The organism is Vibrio sp. 2132-1 (assembly GCF_033344315.1).
Map to the genome: position 1 here is coordinate 53,381 of NZ_JAWPON010000018.1, position 19,502 is coordinate 72,882.

The 19,502-nt window shown below is 43.6% G+C and carries 13 protein-coding genes; 5 read left to right on the plus strand and 8 right to left on the minus strand.

Annotated elements, in window-relative coordinates:
• Nucleotides 1-6,285, plus strand: coding sequence for a DEAD/DEAH box helicase (locus tag R8N47_RS18780; protein WP_318070366.1), 6,285 nt, complete (start codon nucleotides 1-3; stop codon nucleotides 6,283-6,285).
• A gap of 204 nt (nucleotides 6,286-6,489) precedes the next feature.
• On the opposite strand, the gene R8N47_RS18785 is transcribed toward R8N47_RS18780, so the two are convergent.
• On the minus strand, nucleotides 6,490-7,011 hold the full coding sequence (locus R8N47_RS18785) for a hypothetical protein (protein WP_318070367.1): 522 nt from the start codon (nucleotides 7,009-7,011) through the stop codon (nucleotides 6,490-6,492).
• Nucleotides 7,012-7,214: 203 nt separating this feature from the next.
• Nucleotides 7,215-7,598 carry a hypothetical protein gene (locus tag R8N47_RS18790; RefSeq protein ID WP_086586893.1) on the minus strand — a complete coding sequence of 128 codons (384 nt, stop codon included), beginning with the start codon at nucleotides 7,596-7,598 and terminating at the stop codon, nucleotides 7,215-7,217.
• 93 nt (nucleotides 7,599-7,691) lie between these two features.
• Here R8N47_RS18790 and R8N47_RS18795 point away from each other — a divergent pair, with 93 nt between their 5' ends.
• The 3 genes from R8N47_RS18795 (at nucleotide 7,692) to R8N47_RS18805 (ending at nucleotide 10,089) form a co-directional block, all read left to right on the plus strand.
• Nucleotides 7,692-8,018: a helix-turn-helix transcriptional regulator gene (locus R8N47_RS18795; protein ID WP_318070368.1), complete on the plus strand. Its 327-nt coding sequence runs from the start codon at nucleotides 7,692-7,694 to the stop codon at nucleotides 8,016-8,018.
• A 436-nt stretch (nucleotides 8,019-8,454) separates the two neighbouring features.
• Nucleotides 8,455-9,312, plus strand: coding sequence for a hypothetical protein (locus R8N47_RS18800; RefSeq protein ID WP_206625922.1), 858 nt, complete (start codon nucleotides 8,455-8,457; stop codon nucleotides 9,310-9,312).
• 63 nt (nucleotides 9,313-9,375) lie between these two features.
• On the plus strand, nucleotides 9,376-10,089 hold the full coding sequence (locus R8N47_RS18805) for a hypothetical protein (protein ID WP_318070369.1): 714 nt from the start codon (nucleotides 9,376-9,378) through the stop codon (nucleotides 10,087-10,089).
• Nucleotides 10,090-10,279: 190 nt separating this feature from the next.
• Here R8N47_RS18805 and R8N47_RS18810 read toward each other — a convergent pair whose 3' ends face one another.
• Nucleotides 10,280-10,717, minus strand: a complete 438-nt coding sequence (locus R8N47_RS18810; RefSeq protein ID WP_318070371.1) for a hypothetical protein — start codon at nucleotides 10,715-10,717, stop codon at nucleotides 10,280-10,282.
• A gap of 501 nt (nucleotides 10,718-11,218) precedes the next feature.
• Here R8N47_RS18810 and R8N47_RS18815 point away from each other — a divergent pair.
• On the plus strand, nucleotides 11,219-11,524 hold the full coding sequence (locus R8N47_RS18815) for a hypothetical protein (RefSeq protein WP_318185863.1): 306 nt from the start codon (nucleotides 11,219-11,221) through the stop codon (nucleotides 11,522-11,524).
• Nucleotides 11,525-11,784: 260 nt separating this feature from the next.
• On the opposite strand, the gene R8N47_RS18820 is transcribed toward R8N47_RS18815, so the two are convergent.
• From R8N47_RS18820 to R8N47_RS18840, 5 genes are all read right to left on the minus strand, one after another.
• A complete protein-coding gene (locus R8N47_RS18820; protein WP_193253930.1) occupies nucleotides 11,785-12,294 on the minus strand; it encodes a hypothetical protein in 510 nt (169 codons plus the stop codon).
• Entirely contained in the window at nucleotides 12,294-12,872 is a 579-nt protein-coding gene (gene mobI, locus R8N47_RS18825; protein ID WP_318070372.1) for a conjugative transfer protein MobI(A/C), read from the minus strand. The genes R8N47_RS18820 and mobI overlap by 1 nt, the downstream gene beginning before the upstream one ends.
• A gap of 583 nt (nucleotides 12,873-13,455) precedes the next feature.
• Nucleotides 13,456-14,253: a retron system putative HNH endonuclease gene (locus tag R8N47_RS18830; RefSeq protein ID WP_069505182.1), complete on the minus strand. Its 798-nt coding sequence runs from the start codon at nucleotides 14,251-14,253 to the stop codon at nucleotides 13,456-13,458.
• On the minus strand, nucleotides 14,237-16,777 hold the full coding sequence (locus tag R8N47_RS18835; protein WP_318070373.1) for an N-6 DNA methylase: 2,541 nt from the start codon (nucleotides 16,775-16,777) through the stop codon (nucleotides 14,237-14,239). The genes R8N47_RS18830 and R8N47_RS18835 overlap by 17 nt, the downstream gene beginning before the upstream one ends.
• 307 nt (nucleotides 16,778-17,084) lie before the next feature.
• Complete coding sequence (locus tag R8N47_RS18840; protein ID WP_203487942.1) at nucleotides 17,085-19,496, minus strand: AAA family ATPase; 2,412 nt, start codon at nucleotides 19,494-19,496, stop codon at nucleotides 17,085-17,087.
• Nucleotides 19,497-19,502 lie beyond the last annotated feature (6 nt).

The window sequence follows — 19,502 nt, forward strand, 5'->3', positions numbered from 1 at the left end:
ATGACCCGTTATTTTTCTTCTCTCGTTGAGCAAGCTATTAGTCGTACTAAAGAATCGACATTGAGTATCTTGGGCGTAACTAATCCTAATCTTCGCAATCACCTTAGCGAAATCATGTCTTCTGATTGTGGCCAAGAGAGTGCATTTTTGGCACCACCGGTATTCGAGCATACCTTCGGCTGGGAGTTTGCAGACCCGAAGATGAGCGATCTGGCGGGGAATCTTCTGTCTGAAGCGGTTGTTGCTGCCCTGGATAGCAAAAAGAACGGGCGCTATCGATTTGGTGTAGATTTTCAACCTTTCCGCCATCAGCTCCGCAGTTGGGAGCATCTCTTAAATGAGCACAAATCGCTAGTCGTGACATCAGGCACGGGTTCAGGCAAAACTGAGTGTTTCATGGTGCCGATCATTAATGATTTACACCGCGAATACGAAGATAAAGGAGAGCCCTTGGTCGGTGTGAGGGCGCTATTTCTGTACCCCCTCAATGCACTCATTAACTCCCAAAAAGAGCGTTTGGATGCATGGACCAAACATTTTGATGATGGCATTCGGTATTGCCTTTACAACGGCAATACCGAGAACTCTAAGAACAAGATGCGTGGAAAGCAAAAAGATCGTCCGAATGAAGTGCTTTCACGTGAATTAATGCGGGAAGCACCAGCGCCAATTTTGGTGACGAACGGCACCATGCTTGAATATATGATGGTTCGCCAAATTGACGCTCCGATCATTCAACGCTCGCGCGAAGAAAAGTCTTTGCGCTGGATTGTACTGGATGAAGCGCACACTTATGTTGGCTCCCAAGCTGCAGAACTGGCGTTGCAGTTACGTCGTGTACTTCAAGCTTTTGATGTAGAAGCAAAGGATGTACGTTTTGTTGCTACATCAGCGACCATTGCCGACGAGGATGCGGAAAAACAGCTAAAGAACTACCTAGCTCATTTGGCGGGTGTGGAACCGAACCAGATTGAAGTTGTTGGCGGTAAGCGGAGCGTCCCTGACCTTCCTGAGTGCCCGAGCAACAACTATTCAATTGAAGAACTGCTTTCTATTGAGCCTGATGGTGAACCGATTGCAGGTAAAACCAAACAAATGCCCGATGTGTCAAAGCGTCGTTTTGAAGCTCTCTGTGGAAACACAACGGCTCTTGCCCTTCGAAGTACATTAGTGGAAGCAAAAAAACCGCTGGATCTAAATGACATCAATACCCAGTTATCCATTCGTCTGAATCGTCCTCTTTTTACGCAACAACAACTCCTTGAATGGCTTGATATTGCATCGGGTACAAAAGCAAGTAGCAGCGGCGAAGCATTTTTAAAGTTACGCGCGCATTTCTTCCAGCGGATGACCCAGGGGCTTTGGGCTTGTATTGATGCTAATTGTGGGTGTAAGAGCGAAACACCGCTTGGAGACAATTGGCCATTTGGCTTTGTTTACGCGACACAACGTCAGAAGTGCGAGTGCGGAGCACCAGTACTTGAGTTGACCTTCTGCCAAGACTGTAATCAACCCCACTTGCTTGGCAAAGTCTCCCGTAAAAATCAACTTCGCCAATGGAACGCCAGTGCGGGGGATGAGTTTTCACTTCTCAATGAAACCGCCAGTGACGATGATGACTATGAGATCCAAGACTGTGAGACAACAAACCGCCCAAATGTGTTTGCTCGACCATTAGCTGATAAAAATGGTTACTGCAGCGTACATGTAGGGAAGTCTGGCGTTTATGGTGCGCTGGAAGGCGAACGCATCGGTTTATCGGAATACTTTGGGGGCGAGGACAAAGATGGCCCTATGGGGGAGCATCGCTGTGTCGAATGCGGTTTTGAAGGTTATCGGGGTTCAATGCCTTTTCGCAGAGCAATGTTAGGCTCGCCATTTTATGTCGCTAACGCTGTTCCTACCTTGCTTGAGTATTGCCCGGACATCGACGTCGATAAAGACACTAAACTTGGCCCTCAGTCACGACCTGGCCGAGGCCGACGTCTGATTACCTTCACCGACAGTCGCCAAGGCACTGCGCGCATGGCAGTGCGCATGCAGCAAGAAGCAGAGCGCTCAAAGCTGAGAGGGCTGGTGTTCGACATTTTAAGAGATGCTCAGCTATCTCAACCTGCTCCAGAACAAGTGAACTCAGACGTTTCTCCAGAAGCATTGTTAATTAAAGCTCAAGAACTTCGTGCTATGGGGCTCTCGAGTCATGCAGACGATCTAGAAGAAAAGGCAAAAGCGCTATCGGAAGGCAGCCAAACGCTATCAATCGTTGAAGTATCTTGGTCTGAAATGGTATCCAAATTATCTCAGAAGAGTGACGTGACCGGAAGCATGCTGGAATACAGCAAGTACCTGTCACCGGAGACGTTTAAACAAACAGACGGGGCGTTGAAACTTGCTGAAATGTTATTGTTCCGAGAGTTTTCCCGTCGCCCGAAACGACAGAACAGTTCTGAAACACAAGGCCTAATAAAAGTTGGGTACACGGGTCTCAAGACAATAAAACGCATTCCTGAAAAATGGGAGCAGCATGGGTTAACACTCCAAGACTGGCTTGATTTCCTCAAAGTTGCCTTGGATTTTTATATCCGCGAAAACACCTACATGCTGTTGGAGGAAGATTGGAGAAAGTGGATTGGTAATCGCTTTTCCGCAAAACGTTTGAGAAATCCTGACTCGGAAGAGCAAGATGAGAACAGTGTGAAGAAATGGCCACTTGCAAGCCGAAACAGTATGAACCGATTGGTCAAGCTGCTTGCTTTAGGAAGTGGTGTGGATAAAGACTCGGTGATTGGCATTGACCTTATTGATAGCTGGCTACGCGCGGCATGGGGTGACCTAACATCGAAAAACGTGGGTGTTCTAAAAAATGATGGGAACAAATTCTTCCTAAACAGAGAACAACTTACCTTCTCATTCACCGATAAAGTGTACGTTTGCTCGCGTACTCATAAGCTTCTCGATACGACCTTCAAGGGATTGACGCCATATTTACCGATAAAGCTGGGTAACGATGATTACACCTGCGTGGCAGTAGACTACCCACAGATTTGGGAATTTGGAGACGACCAAGCTGATTTCGGTAAGGGTCTACTGCTTACACGTAAGCAGGTCTCAGAGGATCCAAAGGTACAGGCTTTAAGGGAGCAAAACTTATGGACGGATATCAACGACAGAGTCGTTGAAGGTGGTTTTTACTACCGTACCGCTGAACATTCTGCACAGCAGTCTGCTGAGCGTTTAGAGAAATATGAGGAGATGTTCAAGTCGGGCAAAATCAACGTGCTCAACTGTTCTACAACCATGGAAATGGGCGTTGATATCGGTGGTATTTCTGCAGTAGTGATGAATAACGTACCGCCTCACCCAGCTAACTATTTACAGCGAGCTGGACGTGCGGGCCGGAGCAAAGAGTCACGCGCTATTTCCTACACGTTGTGTAAGGGAAACCCTCATGATCAGCAGGCGTTCAATAACCCTAAGTGGCCTTTTGAAACGTCGATCCCAGCACCGTATGTCGCGTTTAATTCTTCACGCTTGGTTCAGCGTCATGTCAATTCCATGCTGCTTTCTGTGTTCCTGCGAGAACAGGTCGGAAATACAAAAACAGAGCGAACGTCGCTTAATTTGGAGTGGTTCTATCTTGCGTCAGGAGAGTCAATATCCGTCAGCGATAGATTCATAACATGGCTAAAAACAGGTGCGATCGCGTTAGACAAGGAACTCCAAACCCTAGTAGCTGGAACAGTGCTGGCCTCCAGTTCAGCTACCAGCTTATTGGAACAAGCGTCGCTTATGATGAAAACGCTTTCCAAACGCTGGCTGGAAGACTACAAGCGACTTGAATCTGAGCAAGCGAGAGCTGAAGAGGGAAGTCCTTTTGCTTTCCGTCTCAAACAAGAACTGAACCGTTTATGTAAAGAGTATTTACTTCGAGAATTGGCGGCGAAATCATTCTTACCAGGTTATGGCTTCCCAACTGATGTGGTCACGTTCAATAACACTAATATTGAAGACTTCAAGCGAGACAAGCTCGAAGGGAAGAAGAAAGAAGATGACAGGGAAGATAATGTCTCTCGAGCGCGGGGTTTACCAAGCCGAAACCTTGCGGTTGCCATTCGAGAGTATGCCCCCGGTGCAGAAGTTGTTCTGGATGGCCGAGTATTCCGTTCAGGTGGTGTTGCCCTTAACTGGCACAATATTTCTAAATCGGATGCAGTGGAGGCTCAAAAGTTTGATTTGGCCTGGCGCTGCAATCATTGCGGGCAGACCGGTTATCTAGATGGTGTCGCGATTGAACAAGATGATATCTATTGTGATAACGAAAAATGTGGCGAGAAGATAGACACGAAGAATCAGCGCAAGGTGCTTCAGCCAACAGGGTTCGTTACAGACTTCTATCACAGTCCTTCAAACGATATCTCGCAGCAGGCTTTTATCCCCGTTGAGGCACCATGGATCTCTGTTTCTGGAACACAAAAGAACTTACCTAACCCTGATATGGGTTATATGGTTGCTAGCCCTGATGGGAGAGTCTTCAATCACACAGCAGGTGCATCTGGCAAAGGGTATGCACTGTGTATGTCATGCGGTCGCGCTGAGTCAATGACTTCTAGCGGCGAGTTTCCTAAACACTTCTCACCGTCCGTACCTCATGTTCCGTTGCAGGCAGGTAAGCTTGATGGTGAGGACCCTCGAGCCTCGTGTGGCGGTAGCACGACAATATTGAAAGATGTTCATTTGGGGAGTCACATAAAGACAGACGTTTTTGAGCTTGTTCTCAAGCATCCGCTTCGAAATGAGTTTATTGCAGACAATGAAGATGGGAGAACAGTTGCTACCACGCTTGCTGTGTCTCTTCGTGCTGCTCTTGCTGAGCTTCTTGGTGTTGCGGTTAATGAAATGGGTTATGCGGTTCGACCGATAATTCTACCCAATGGTGAAGCAGGTTTGGCCTTACAGCTCTTCGATATAATCAGTGGTGGTGCGGGTTTCGCTTCATCAGCACCAAAGCATATAGAGGCTTTACTGGCAAAGACCGTATCAAAGTTGAAGTGTCCAAAGTGCCAATCAGTTTGTGGTGACTGCCTACTAGAGACCGATTCAAGGCATGATGTTGAAAAACTCGACAGACTCGCTGCTTTAGACTGGCTTGAAGGGTTGGATCTATCGAACACGGGTCCAGAAGTGATTGATGGAGGGTCGTATAGTCCTTTCTCAGTTGCAGAGAATGTTGACCATTATGTTCAGAGGGGCTGTTCGAAGGTTGTTTTCTTACTCTCAGATAGCGTAAATGACTGGGATCTCTGCCATCCAGTTTTCAAGAAACAGCTAGCTAGCTTTGTTTTAAATGAAGATCGTGTTGTTAAGTTTATCTTACCTAAAAATATTGTTCTGGATGAAGAAACAAAATCCGAACTGAATGCATATCGTGCAATGGGCGTTGAAGTAGAAGAAGCAGTTCTTAGCCCAGAAAACCTCGTTGCACAGATTGTTGACGATTCAGGCGTTGTCTCTTTTGCCGCTCGGGACGCAGATGCACTTCGCGTACCTGGTCGATATTGGATGATGTCATCGGGCGCTTCAACTATTAGCAAAACACTAGCTTTAGTTGATTCTGTGCCCGTTGCTTTGGAGTTGGCAGAGTTCAATCAGCCTACTCAATATGGCGAAGCGGAAATCGTTAGCGAACTAAATGGTAAGTTAGACTCCTTTGGTGTTAGTTTCTGGCAGCATCTTTTATTAAATAACCCAGATCTGAAAACACTGATGCAGAATGATAATATTGAAGCGATTCAATATTCAGATAGATATCTTCAATCACCTGCTGCTCTGCTGTTCTTACGTCAGGTATTCTCTTCACTGACTAGCGTTATGAAGACAAGCCCAACTTTGACCATTGAAACGCTTTTCAGTGAGAAAGAACAAAATGCAAGATTTCTTCACCAGGATTGGTATCACAAGGATGATCAAAGACTTGTTATGACAAGGGTCATTGAGCAAGCAACAAGCATTGCACCTGAAGTTGTCCTATTCGAAAACCGTAGCGATATTGCTCATCGCCGAATGCTGACCCTTACTCTTAAATCCGGTAAGCGGGTAGTCATAAGGCTTGATCAGGGGTTTGGCTACTGGCGTTTGAAAATGACCGGCTGGCAAAACAAGCCGCTTCAATATAGTTTCAATGCTCATTGGACTGAGCAAGTTGAAATTATAGAGGAGTATGTCAAACACTTGGAAGTGTATAACAGTGAGAAATGGTCAACTGATATTAGTTTTCGCGTGGTTTAACGTGTAACCGTCTATTCATAACCAAGTCTACCAGCGCAGCATTTGCTACGCTGGTATCTTTATCAATTGTTCAGGTATCCCTTAATGATATACTGCTGTGAGACTCAAATGCATAACTTTCCTGTCCATTGTTGACGAAAGACGGTGACATCGTTCTTCTCGGTTCGAAAACTTCAGCGGTGATGTAGCATAGGTCCTGGTTTGTCATACCAGCTTGGTATTTTGGGCATTGGTAGTCTGCACATGGAAGCAGAACTCTATCTTTTGTTCTGAATTGCCATTAGTGCGCTCATAGTGAATAGATTGTTCTTGAAGCACGGTTTCGATGGCTGCGTTGAAGTGGTAGATCAACTTTTGCTGTGCGTCTCGAGCGGATGTCGATTCTTGTATAGGCATCCAAGCAATAATGCTGTTTCGCGAAGCGGTATCAGGCTGTTCCAGTAATGACGTTAGCAAACTAAGGTCCAGTCCTTCACTTAACTCAAGTCCCACACCTACTGAAGACGTGAGCAACAATGTATTTCCTGCGGCAGCTTTCGCGAGCTTAAATGCTTCAAAGTCTCTCATTGGAATGACTTTGTCTTCTGTTTGGTAGAGCCCACCTGCATGAGCAATGTTATGAGCACGGCTTTGGCTGTTGTCATATTGGATAGGACTTGATGTAGAGGCACATCCAGTGAGCAAAATTAGTAACGATAACTGAGTGAACCTAGCCTTCGGTTTCATGAGAAATTTCCTTTTCAAAACAATCTGATTTTGCAGTTATTTATCGGTTGATCACCAAGTTGACTCATTGTGGATAAGCAGGAGATATCTTTTGATCATTAAACTCATCAGTTATTGATCGGAGGCTTTTGCTATGGATCGTGGATCATTTTGTATTTACGATCCTTTCCTGTAGGGACGAGTGTGATCATCACCTACTCAGATCAATCATTCTTCCAGCCATAAGCATTACCTGCGATATCAAAGTGCCTGTTCTTCATCAACAAACCAGTGCTTGGGTTGATGAGGCGAGGCGTTCGCTTGGTGCAATACGAGTAATTGAGCGGAATGTTCTGTTGGTGCAAATGCCAGACATGAACAAAGAAATAGGTGAGGGCGGCGGCAGTGGCGAATAGCCAGTTTATATAAAAGAGTACAAACCAAAATAACAACGCGATGTACTTATTTGTGTGGATAACAACCAAAGGCTTATGTAGCCAAATAACGCTTGGGATGGCCATCAACATCACTCCCCAGCTCTGATATACAGTCACTAACGCACCAAGACAAAAAACGCAAAATAGTGCGAACTTTTTTAGTGTTTTCATCTTAGTCTCCATTTTGTGCTTAGTTTTCCTAAGTATACAGGTATAATTAAAACTTAGAAAATCTAAGCATCGTAGGTTGATGATGATTCTCGCTTGTCTAAAACAAATCCATTTCCACAGCGCCTTAAACAGGCAAGAAATCGCGTTGGTATCAGCCAGAGGGAGCTTGGTATCCGTTTGGGTATGGACCCAAGTTCAGCGAGTGGCCGTATGAATCATTATGAAAAAGGGCGTCATATGCCCGATATCGGTACGCTACAAAAGCTCGCTCAGGAGCTTGGTGTGCCTGTTGCGTTTTTCTTCTCTGACTCTGATAGTTCAGCTGAGCTGGCTTGCCTAATAGAACAGCTTAATGAAAAGGAAAAACAAGCACTCATCACTCACCTTAAGCAAGAGCTGAATAAGTCAGATAGCGCTTAGTTCTACTTATCCCGCCCAGCGTACCAGAAGACGCCACCTACAGCCGCTACAGTCAATAGTAAGCCACACAACCATATCCAAAGTTCCATAACATCTCCTCGATAATTTTTTAATGTTTAGCTTAGCCTTCCTAAGCTCCTAAATCCGTAAATGAGTAGCTGAGTTTTGAAAAGACAGTCACCAGTAGCAAGTGCTTTTCAGACTTAATTAACTGAAAATAAAGATTTCCTTTAGGATTGATCCATACTTGCGAGTCGTCTTCCCCATAACGGTTCAGCTTCTGAAAGCGCATTTTGGGAGAAATCGGGATTAACTTTAAATTGTTCTGTCGTAACAGGTTAAAAACATTTGAAAAAGTCACTTTCTTAGGCTTGCGTTTATGGTTTTCCATGAGATGTTATATATGAAACAAATATCAATAAATGGAGAATGACGAATGAACCACAAATTGACACTGTTATTATCAACTATCATTTACAGCCTCTTTTTAAACGGCTGCGCTGCATCACCAAAGCAATACGATGCACAACAGAGTAGAGCACTAAACATTGCTAGAGCTGGCGGGATTTACGATCAAGATTTACAAGACTCTTCAGATGGTACTAGCTCCTACAAAAAATCACTTTTGCTTCGCGCACTAAATGCAACAGCCCTACTAACTTCACTCGATGCACCATTGTCTGGGATGACTGGCGCTCAGACTCTAGCATTCAATGCAGGAAATATCATGGCGACGCCTGATAACCCGTCCGCTCGCCCATCATTAATGGCCTGGATGCCCAAAACAGAAGCTACTAATAAAGATGATGCTCGTATCAAATTCGAGGAACTTGTGGATACAAGCCTAATAAATACAGCCCAGAATATGGGAATAATCGTTGAAAAACTGGCCGACAAAGGTATTACGATGCCAAAACTGAATGGCTGGGATATCAATATATGGACAGTAGATGCGCCTCAGTTCGGCTGCAAACCTGAGCATTGCGTAATTGCAACTCACGTTGCTCGGATAAGTGATTGGCAAACACCTGAATTTATCACTTCTGGGCCAGATGCAAGTTTTATTCTAGATTCTAATCACCCTAGTCAATACAGCCGAATTATTTTCCAGCAGACAACTGAAAAGGTTTCCTTTCCGGTCGATGAATTCTATCGGCAGTTAAGTGCCAGCCTCCCTGCATGGTCAGCTATGTACTTTCCTCCCAATACCGTCTTTAAGGATGGGCAAACACTACCTTACCCGGTGCTTTATGAACATGGTCAACAACTTATGTTCGTAACTCCTCAAAGCTAACTGAAGCCATATAAGAGCGGAACTGGCGACGCTGCATACCAGTTCCTCAATGGAAACAAAATTATGATGACATTAACGACCGTATCAGAACAACTCAGTAGCATCCAGAGCCGAGTATTTTGGCGTGTGGGTACCCAACGAAAAGGCATACTCAATGTCACCCTCGATTTTGAAAGCAACGATAGCGCCCTATTCTGCGAGTTATGCGCCATTCGCTACCTGCTGCTCGAAAAACAAGTTTTTGGCCGAGTTCCAGGAACAGGAAGAGGCTACAAACTGGTTGTATCAAAAGGTGCCATCAAGAAACTGGTACGGGGAAGATCTGACAAAAAGTGCGCCAAAAAGTTTGCAGCCTTCCTACAATCTCGTTTGGCAGGAGTGCAGATCGAGGTCTCCACTAAAACAGAGTACATGGCCAACATTGAAGAAGAGGCTACAGAACTACTGCTGGCTGAACGAAAGCAATACGCAGGCACCTTTGATGCTATCGAAACACCTGCAATGGGCACGGTCTTGGTAACAGCTCACGCTGTATCACGATACAGCGAGCGGATAACCTCAGGCAAGCCCAAAGCCCCGTGGCTGTCACTGGTCAAACGCATCCAGAACCCGGAGCTTCGCATTTACCCTCTTGCGGAACGAGAGCGTCGTCGCAAAGTCCAAAAGTACGGCACCGCTGACAATATAGAAGAATGGGGCCATCCGAGCAGTGAGCTCTACTTCCTAGTACTAAATGATCAGGGCATTAGAACACTTGTCACCATCTACGAACGCTAAATCAGAAACTAAAAAAGCCGGGAAACCCGGTTTTTTTCACGATCAATGAGCTGCTTCATCGACACCAAAAACTTCCTCCCAAGATTCACCGCTTTCAGCAGCATCCAAGGCGATAACAAATTCCAGCTCGATTCGATCCAGTTCCAGCGATCGCATTTCACATTGTTCAGCGGTCAAACCGAAGTAGTGATTACAACAACCCCTGTATAGCGTCCTCTAGCACCCGTTTAGCTTCTTGGATATTACCTACCACTAAGCTTGGTACATTATCCAAATCAACATCGGTAAAATTGTTAACAAGGGCGAGGATTGTGTCTTGTTGAACCTGGTAATCAGAACGACGTTCCTGCTGGGCTGGGTTATCTATAAGCGACAGCAAGAAAGCATCTGCTTCATTTAGCGCCGTAGCGACCAAAGTAGCGTCATCCTTAGAGGTGTAGACATCAAACAGCAAGCCATTACCAATGCCAGGATGTCCGTTTTTGTCAACAATGACACCAATATCAATAACATCTTCCGATTCAAGTGCTTGAACAACCTGTTCACCAATATCAGCATCAATTGCGCGATCCAATGCTTGAACAGCTTCCTGCATTTTTTCAATATTAACATAATCACATTTAGTCATTTTCATTCTCCTTTCGTGGGGGGGGAAATTAGATAAATAATATCAATCCAATTTGCTCTGCAAAGACTCTGGATCTGCCCATTTTGGACAATCCAAGCTTTCTGGTAGAGTTTTTACAGAGCCGCGTATCCACTGCATTGACTCGAACCTCGTTCTAGCCGATACGTTCTAGAGGCTGTTACCCCACGCCTTTGATGAACATGTGCATCATTAAGTGTAATCAGACCGTTAACTTCGATTTTTGACATACAACACCTCAAATTTCTTTGAGGGTTCTCCGTTAACTGGAAAATCCTCGATTAAGGGAAGGATTTAAGTTTGCTGTTTTTTTTGGCTACCAGCTATCGCACTTTCACATGTGAAAGTGAGCAGCAAAACATATGTGCACAATTGCATTTTCTTATTCTATGATACACTAGATATATAAAATTCATTGAGTTCGTAAGTATGAAGCATATGGTTAATGTTTTCGGTTTATTTCTTTTGTTGCTGGGGTTCGCTATGGCTACCGATACGGCTTGGGGCTGGGCTTTGATGTCAGTTCCAATTGTCTATTGGGCTATGAGTTTTATCGTATTAGTACATAGAAGCCATTTTTCAGCTATAGTTTTTTGGGCTGCGATAGCTTATATGAATTGGCAAATTGCAGTGATTTCAATATCGGCATATTTACTATTCTCTATTGTGAAGGCTGTTCTTGTTCATCAACAAACACCAATTAGTAAGCACTATCCTACTAAAAAGAAAAGTAGGACATTAGGTCTAGGCATAGATATTAAAGAAGACATCTATCGCATTGGCGATTAGCAAATTAAAAAGGAACCCAAAGGTTCGCAATAAAGCTATCGCTCTCGTCCTGAATACCAAAATACCCCACCGACTGCGGCGACTGTCAGTAATAAACCACCCAGCCAAATCCAAAGCTCCATAAAACCTCCATTAATTTTGTTTCTCTTTAGCTTAGTATTCCTAAGCCTCTACTTCCTTAATTTTACCACCTATTTTCAAACTACAAGTCCATGACTAAGTGGAGCTCCACACCGGCAAGTATGGAGCAACCCAGTACGTTAAGTGTTGTATTTCTTAGTGGCTTTAGTGAGTTCTTTAATGGCTTCGGCCAGTGTGATGATACGGATAACACGTTGATTAAGCTTTTCTAACTCGTCGAGCAAATGCAAATACAGCGGGATCTCCCAGGGCATTGCGTTTGAAAAACGTCTCAATACCCCTTCGGATACTTCTTTTTCTTCAAGCTCTTCGTCTGGATAGCGATGAAGAATTAGGCGATACCATGTGATCTCTGGAAAGCCTTTTGATTTTTTGACTTTGAATTTGTAGCGTATTGGATATTTCACTTTGTACTCAGCTGTCAGAGCTTTGCACAGCTTTTCCAATCGTGCCTCAAGGTCTTTAGCCGCAAGCGTTAGTATCTTCGATTCATCGGCGACAAACAGAGGTAAATCTTTGATTAATTTTGGCAACGGAGATTGTTCTGGCAGTGCAATATCAAAATCTGATAGATCTAGCTCTCCGCAATAGTCGGTAATACCGACGTTTGGTATGGTTTTCTTAGTCATTATGCTTCTCCATTTTGGGATTTTTGAAAGTGCTCACGAAGCTTGTTAAGTCGTTTTGTACAGATTTGCGCTTTTTGTTTGATGGTGAGGATTTCATGGCGTACTTCACGGATCAGTGCGAAGGCATCTTCTGTGTACTCAATAAGATCGGATTCCCATTCATCGTTGGCTTTTGAAAAGCGCCCCGGTGGGTAACGAAAGCCTTTTCCTTTGGCTAAATGCTTTGAGCGAACGCGTTGTTCTTTGTTGTTTCGCTGAGACATTTGGTTAGCACTGATGTACCAGTTGTAGTACCAAGCCGCTTCAAAGCGATGGTTCCGAACCCGAACACGGCAGCCGTAGCGGCCAGGTGAGGTGTCCTTATGGGCTCGATGGATTCGCCAAAACTGGTTAGCGTAGCAACTGGCTAAAAACTCAAGCAAGTAGGGCTCCTGCATTGCAAAGTTCTCGATATCGGCAAGGGCTTTTAGTGATTGGGAAAGCGCGAGTTCAAAGCATTCATGTTCATTTTCGGGGTGTCGCTGCTGGGCTCGTTGATGCCATTGATAGGCGGCGGAATGTTCATTTAATACAGTCATATTGGCTCCTTGTTTGTTTTGCTCAAGGTAGCGCAAACGTACTATTACTTACGCATCTGTAATTGCCCTTTTGGGGTGCGTAATTTTCCTCGTGTCCCACCGTTGATTGGTAAGCATGACAGCGATTCCTCTCCTGGGACCTATCCCTGTGCTTTCCAGATACCTATCTTTGTGGGACGTTGTTACGGATTATTTTCGTTGCTTTATTGTTTTGGCGGGGATGTAGGGGAGTTGTACTCCAATCATTGTGGGACCTGAGTGTCGATTATTTCTTTTGATGGGATTGTGACGGTAAATTTCTAGATTATTGTGGGATTTGGCCTATTTGTTGTAGTGCATGAGGGCTTATGTACTTTCACATGTGAAAGCCCATGGGGCTGCACGCGGTGGGCTGTGAGTAAGAGCGCTTTTGGGGTGCTTTTCGGTTGGTGGGTTTGATACTCGCACTGGAGCTTGAATCCAAAGGCCATCGAAATAAAGCTTTGTGATGAACTATCCGGAATTTCCGGATAGTTCATTTCATACTGTGTGACTCTAACGAGGTGGTTTGTCTAATGGTTGAAACTAAACAGATCAATGTTATTTAAAGTGGATGAACTAAAGTGTGTTCAGCTTGCTGCCCTAAGTAAAAGCGTATTGCACTAAAAAACGATGGCCAGTCTCCAGCTCGATTTTTCCTAAGTATAGATGTGGCTAATGAACTACGAGCCTGTTCTATCGTTAGCCCACGTCCCACTCTTTCTGTGATTCGACTATTGAGGTCTTCAAGAATCATTTTTCGAGCCCGCATTAAGCGTGGAGAATTTAAATTTAGTTCTTTAATTGTTTGGCGCGCCATTTCAGTGTCTAGCCCCTGAACTTCACAAGCACTCTCATTTACATCCATTTGGCCCGTAGTTCGAGAAAACTTCCAAATGTTGTGGTGAGGTAAATTTAGTGGGTTGAAGATAGTCGTATCCAGAATTTTGTCATCTTTTGGTACATCACAAGAATAGTTTTTCCGATCAGTATCGAACCTCTGCTCAGGCTCAACAACTTTGCTTTGATTTCCACCACAGCAAACAACTAGTAAGTTAGCCCAATCTAACCCCCAGTTAGGCTCTCCCTGCTCGCGTTTCGATTTTGGGTGAAAATGCTCGATGCGGCAGTCATCTAGAGCTCCGTTTGTTCCTGACAATAAATCCTGTTCACAATATGCACATAAATTGCCTTGGTCCGTCCGTAGTTGTTGCTGTGTTTCCTGATATCTTGCTCCGCAACAGCGGAAAGTTTCGCCAATTAATTCATTGTCTTTTTTATCTTTATCCCACAAAGCGTCAGGGTTTGCTGCTCTGAATACACCCAGTCGGTTTGGTTCCGCTCCTTTATTGATGGTTTTCATTGTCTCGATCAAACTCACGAATACGAATATCAGTTTCTAATTTTTGAAGTTCAGCTTCTGTCTGCCCACCCCATCGATATAGAACAGTTTTAAGCTCTAACGCCTCATCTGTATCCCATTGATCAGCTTCTACCAATTCCGTATAACGATTTAGCTTTTTGACAATATCAATGTGTTGAGGTCGAATATTGCCACCCAAGACGTCTTCCAACATTCTTGTACTTTCAGAGCCATAAGTACTAGTTCCTGTTAATAGTTTTGCTTCACTTTCATCGGCAGAAACAATTCGGATTGATTCTGCATGAACAGTGGTAAGTACTTGAGGACTATGCGTAGTAACAATAAATTGGACGTTCTTAAACAAGCTTGTAAGATCATTTAGAACTTTCTGCTGCCATCTTGGGTGTAGGTGAAGCTCAATTTCATCGATTAGAACAATCCCATTCACTGCTAATGGGTTATTACTGGCAGGGTTAAGTAAATAGGCACGTCGTACTAAGTCGATTGTTAAAGCGACCATATTTCTATAGCCTTCGCTTAGCTGCTCTAAGGTAAGCTGTACACACTCATCCTTCTCATTTTTCCAATGCACCACAACATCATTGCTGTTTTTATCAAATTCTATGCTCGTTGCTCGCTCTACAATCTGATAAACAGCTTCAGAGACAAGTCTCTTTGCCGGGTGGATAAACTTGTGTTGTTTTAGCTCATCACGCTTTCGAAGCTCATCTACTTCAATTTTCGAGAACCAGTTTTTTATAATGCCGTAGTTCACCTTAGCATCTAGAGCAGAGTCATAACCTTCGCCACGAATATCTTTTTCGAAGGGGTTTATTGCTACTTTAGAACTTGTTGGGGTGAGGGCGCGACTTGTTCCATAGTAGGCGATCAATGGAAATTCAGATTGGCTATCAACCAACTGACTGGCATAGCCAGTTAATGCTGCCGTTCCTATCTTCGGAGGCTCTGAAGTCCCCGCACCTTTAGCTACAAGGTCCCAACTCAAACTTGATGTTGTCTCAATCGCTATACGAGCATGGCTCGCAACCCCGTTTGAACTAACATGAATATCCGATTTTTTTATCAGCTTTCCCTTTGCATCAGGCATAGCGGTAAGAAAAGGACCAAGACCACAAGCCACCGCTTCTAAAATTGAAGTTTTACCGGCACCATTTTCACCAACCAAGACATTCAGAGAAGAATGCATTGGCACTTTAAAATCCGTGTATCCCCTAAAGTTGCTTACAGAAACTTCACTAACTTTGAGGTCTTTGCGTACGTAAAGAGAAGGATCTAAGTTAAATTGTCTTTCTGCTATCTGCCGAGGGGGCAAGCTAACACTAAATCGGCCGTCATTGTCACAAGCCTCAACAATCGCATTTATATTGTCGGGTGAGAGAACATTTCGACCTCGAGCTGGTTCATAAAACAACGAAGCATCGACAAATTTGACGCTTCTATTGTTTTTATTCTCTAACCCTGAATTGAGAACGAGAAGCACTGTCGGAATTGACGTCGAGTAATGGATGTTTTTAGGTAATAAAATGACCTGTTCGATAACTCCTTGAGACACTAAATACTCGCGAACTTTGGCTTCAGAGCCTGTTCTCGTTAAGGCCCCTAGAGACATACCAACTAACAACTTACCTCTCTCAGTAAGGGCTGACAGCATTGATAGCGTTATAAACCAATCACTTCTACTTTCAGGCAGAATGCTGGCTACGTCTAGCCACTCATTACCCATTGAATGGTAAATATCTTCCCGAGATGATTTGGGGATTTTCATTCCAAAAGGTGGAAAGGAAACAATTAGGTCGTATTCATTTTTCTGATAGATGGGATTCGATAAGGAGTCACCAAAAAAATCTCTACCTTTTATCCCCCTGATTACTCGGCTTATTATTAGTTGAAAATAAGCGTCCTTGTTGACTTCTTGAGTATCTATATAAACTCTTTCTTTACTTACATTGGAAAAAGAAAATGCTGTGTTTCCAGCCCCTGCAAATGGGTCGCACACTGACTTTGGTTGATAGCGCAAACCTAGCGCTGTGACCAAGTGGTTTACATCTTTGGGAGTGTAAAATTCCCCCCCTGATTTGCCTTCATTCTCAGCAAAGAGCAAATTTAATTCAGATAGAGAAAGTGACGCTATGGAAGCACTTCTATTTAATAGCCTATCTCTGATTGCATGACGAACAAAAGACTCATTAATGTTGTCGAATGAACGAAATGTATTTTCTAAGTAATCACACAGAAAATTGGACACATCGTGATGAATTAATCCTAGATGAACAGCATGCTCAACCAACTCATAAGAGTAACGAGCAATAACATTAAAAGAATCGAACCTTGGTGCCTCAAAATGCTGACCGGTATTGGATTGGAGATAACGTATAAAGAAAATTGAATAGGCTAATGAGCGATAGTTCGATATAGGAGATGCCCCTCGAACATAATCAAGTATCTTCCATATTTCTCTTGCCTGAGATTTAGCCAGTTTCAGGTCTTCATCGCGATAGGTCATTTCTTATCTCATTACTTAACGTTTTACGTATAGAGCCCTTAGTTACCCAAGCGTTCTCTATTCATTCATGCTGCTATTTTGCTTCATCATGTCAAAAATCAGCTCAACATAACTTGCCTGTACAACGGTTTGCTTCGCAGCTTGTGACAGCAACAAGGTGTCTGATTCAAAGCGGCACTCTAAACGGGTTTGACTGTCGGCACTTGTAAAAAGAACAAACTCCCCTTGAGAGGCTGTGTGGGCTTTTATCTGCCATAAGTTCAGCCTCGCACGTTATGAGTTATGAATACTGAGTCAGTATCCCAGATCATACGGTTTCCACCTCAACTGCCTCACCAACACTTTTCATCAATGAAGTAAATTGGTCGCTATCTTGCTTGAGTCGTTCAATGATTTGTCTAGCGGTAGTTTGCATTTCTGGAACTTCAACAGGGGATGCGCCCCTCTCAAAGACTCCTGACAGGTGAGAATACTCATTGTTAATCCTGTCAGTTAAAACCGCCGGAATACTATCTTCACCAAAAAATGCACTTAGGGTCTCCGGCGTCATGCCTTGATCGGGATATCTGTAATAGAGATAAATCTCGAAAAACTTCCTCGCATTGTTGGCAAAATTATAAAAGGTTACGTAGTTGGTATCATCGATAGTATCAAGAGAGGCACATTTATGGATCTGATGAAACAGGTAGTTAAACTCAGTAACATATTCTTTTAAGTACGACGGCATTACCTGTAAGGTGGATTTTTTATCCTGCCTAACCACAACAAAGTAAGCTTTCTGACATTTCACCTTGTCGCCTTCAGCAGTAAGGTAATTGTCTTTAAGCCTCTTCAAATACTTTAAGAAATCAAGGTTGTGTGTTGAAACAAATAGCTGTGCAAATTTCCCCTTCTCGACCACTTCCGCATTCAACAAGCTATAAATAAAGAAAATATGGTTGCCATCGAGCGAGGAGATAGGATCATCAATCCAAATAATGGGTTTAGAGTCTTTGGTTGCGACATCATCCAACTTGGCCAAAAAGTAGCAGAATGCCAGCAAGCTGCACTCACCTTCGCTTAGGTGATAAGCTTTCTTACCGTCACGGAGCACTTCAAACCGAATACGTTTTTCCTCTTGCGTTGGTCCTTCATCCTTTTTAGCCTCCAACGTCAAAAACTGATGCCCGAAAAAATTATTCAGATATTCATTTACCTTTTTAGCCCCTTTTTCTTCATCATTCAGTTCACGTTTCTTAGCCGTAACTTGTGCTTGTTTTTTGGAAATATTTGCATTGATAGCCTCCTGCGCTTGCTGAGCCTCGTCTCTTTTTTGCTGTAAGGTTTCAATTGAATTGAGCTGTGTTTGGTAATCAATCGTAAGCAAATACTCAGCGACCTCTTTCAATCGCAAGTCGGCTTTAGCCTTGGTTTGTTCGTCGGCTAATGAGCTACTAAATAGCTCTGATTGAGCGCAAAGGTCACTATATTCCTGCCAGATTTGCGTTAGTTTCGAGGTGTCATCATCGACGCTCTCATAATCTTTAGCGTTTAAAATATCACCTTTTCGCGCCTTCAGTTGCTTGGCTAGATTACCTAAAGCAAGCAGATAGTCTTTGGTTGCAGATTTTAATCTGCAATCCAATGCGGTCAGTTGTGAGTAAAACTTGGAGTAAAAAACAGATTGATCAATGGTGAGTGCGGCATGAACTGTTTGGTTTTCGGTTTCAATCTTAGCAAGTAACGCGTCAATCGACTTTTCCAATAGCTCAGATTCTTCATCAAAGTGCTTATCAAGCTCTGCCCATCGCTCTGACGAAATTTCATTGTCGCAAAATGCGCATTTTTCATACTTGTTTCGATGGTGGGTTCGACCTTCATTGACCCAGCGGTTAAGCACTGCATCTTTTACTAACTCCTGAATTTTGTCAGACTCACTGATGGGCTTGGTTACCAGCGTTTCAACTTGTTGTGCCAAGCTCAAAAAACTTAGCTTAGGCGGCGAAAAAGCCGGTATAGCAGGTAAAACTTTTTCATCAATCAGCTTTTCGTGCTCGCTCACTTGCTCTGATGTTAACTGCTGAAAATCAGGGCTACTTACAGTTTTAATATCAGCCTTTAATTTAGTAATGGTGTAGTTTTGATCACCAAAACGCTCAGGCTTGTATTTAATGCCGATGTCTTTATTGGTCGCTTTATCACCCAATTGTTTTTCTAGACTATCATTCGATTGTTTATGAGCGGTAAAAGCATTGCTGTATGCAACTGCGGCCTGATTTTTTTCGGCAAACAAACCGGTTTCTTGTCCTTCAATACTAGAACCGAGCTCTACCTCTAGAGCTTCAATCTCTTTTTCGATCTTATTATTGTCATCACCTAAAATAGCAAATGGCTCAATGCTGTCGTCAGGATTAGTGATAAAGCGTAGATTCTCTTTAATAAAATCTTCGTTAAATACGCGAATATTCTTATTACGGCTAGATAAGGTTTCGAGTGTTACATCTGAGTTGTCAGCAAATTTTAGCTGGAACGATGGCGCTCCATATTTGTCAGATAAATAGCCAGTCTCTAGGGCACGCGCAATACGTGATAGTGTGGTTTTACCCGAGTAGTTGCGACCATAGATGATGTTGATATCAACAAAGTTCTGAACAGCACCACCTTTGTTTTTTACTTCACTATCCCAACTGAAGTCTTTGAAGACACCAAGCTTCTTAATGTATTGTATTTTCTTAAGCATTATCGC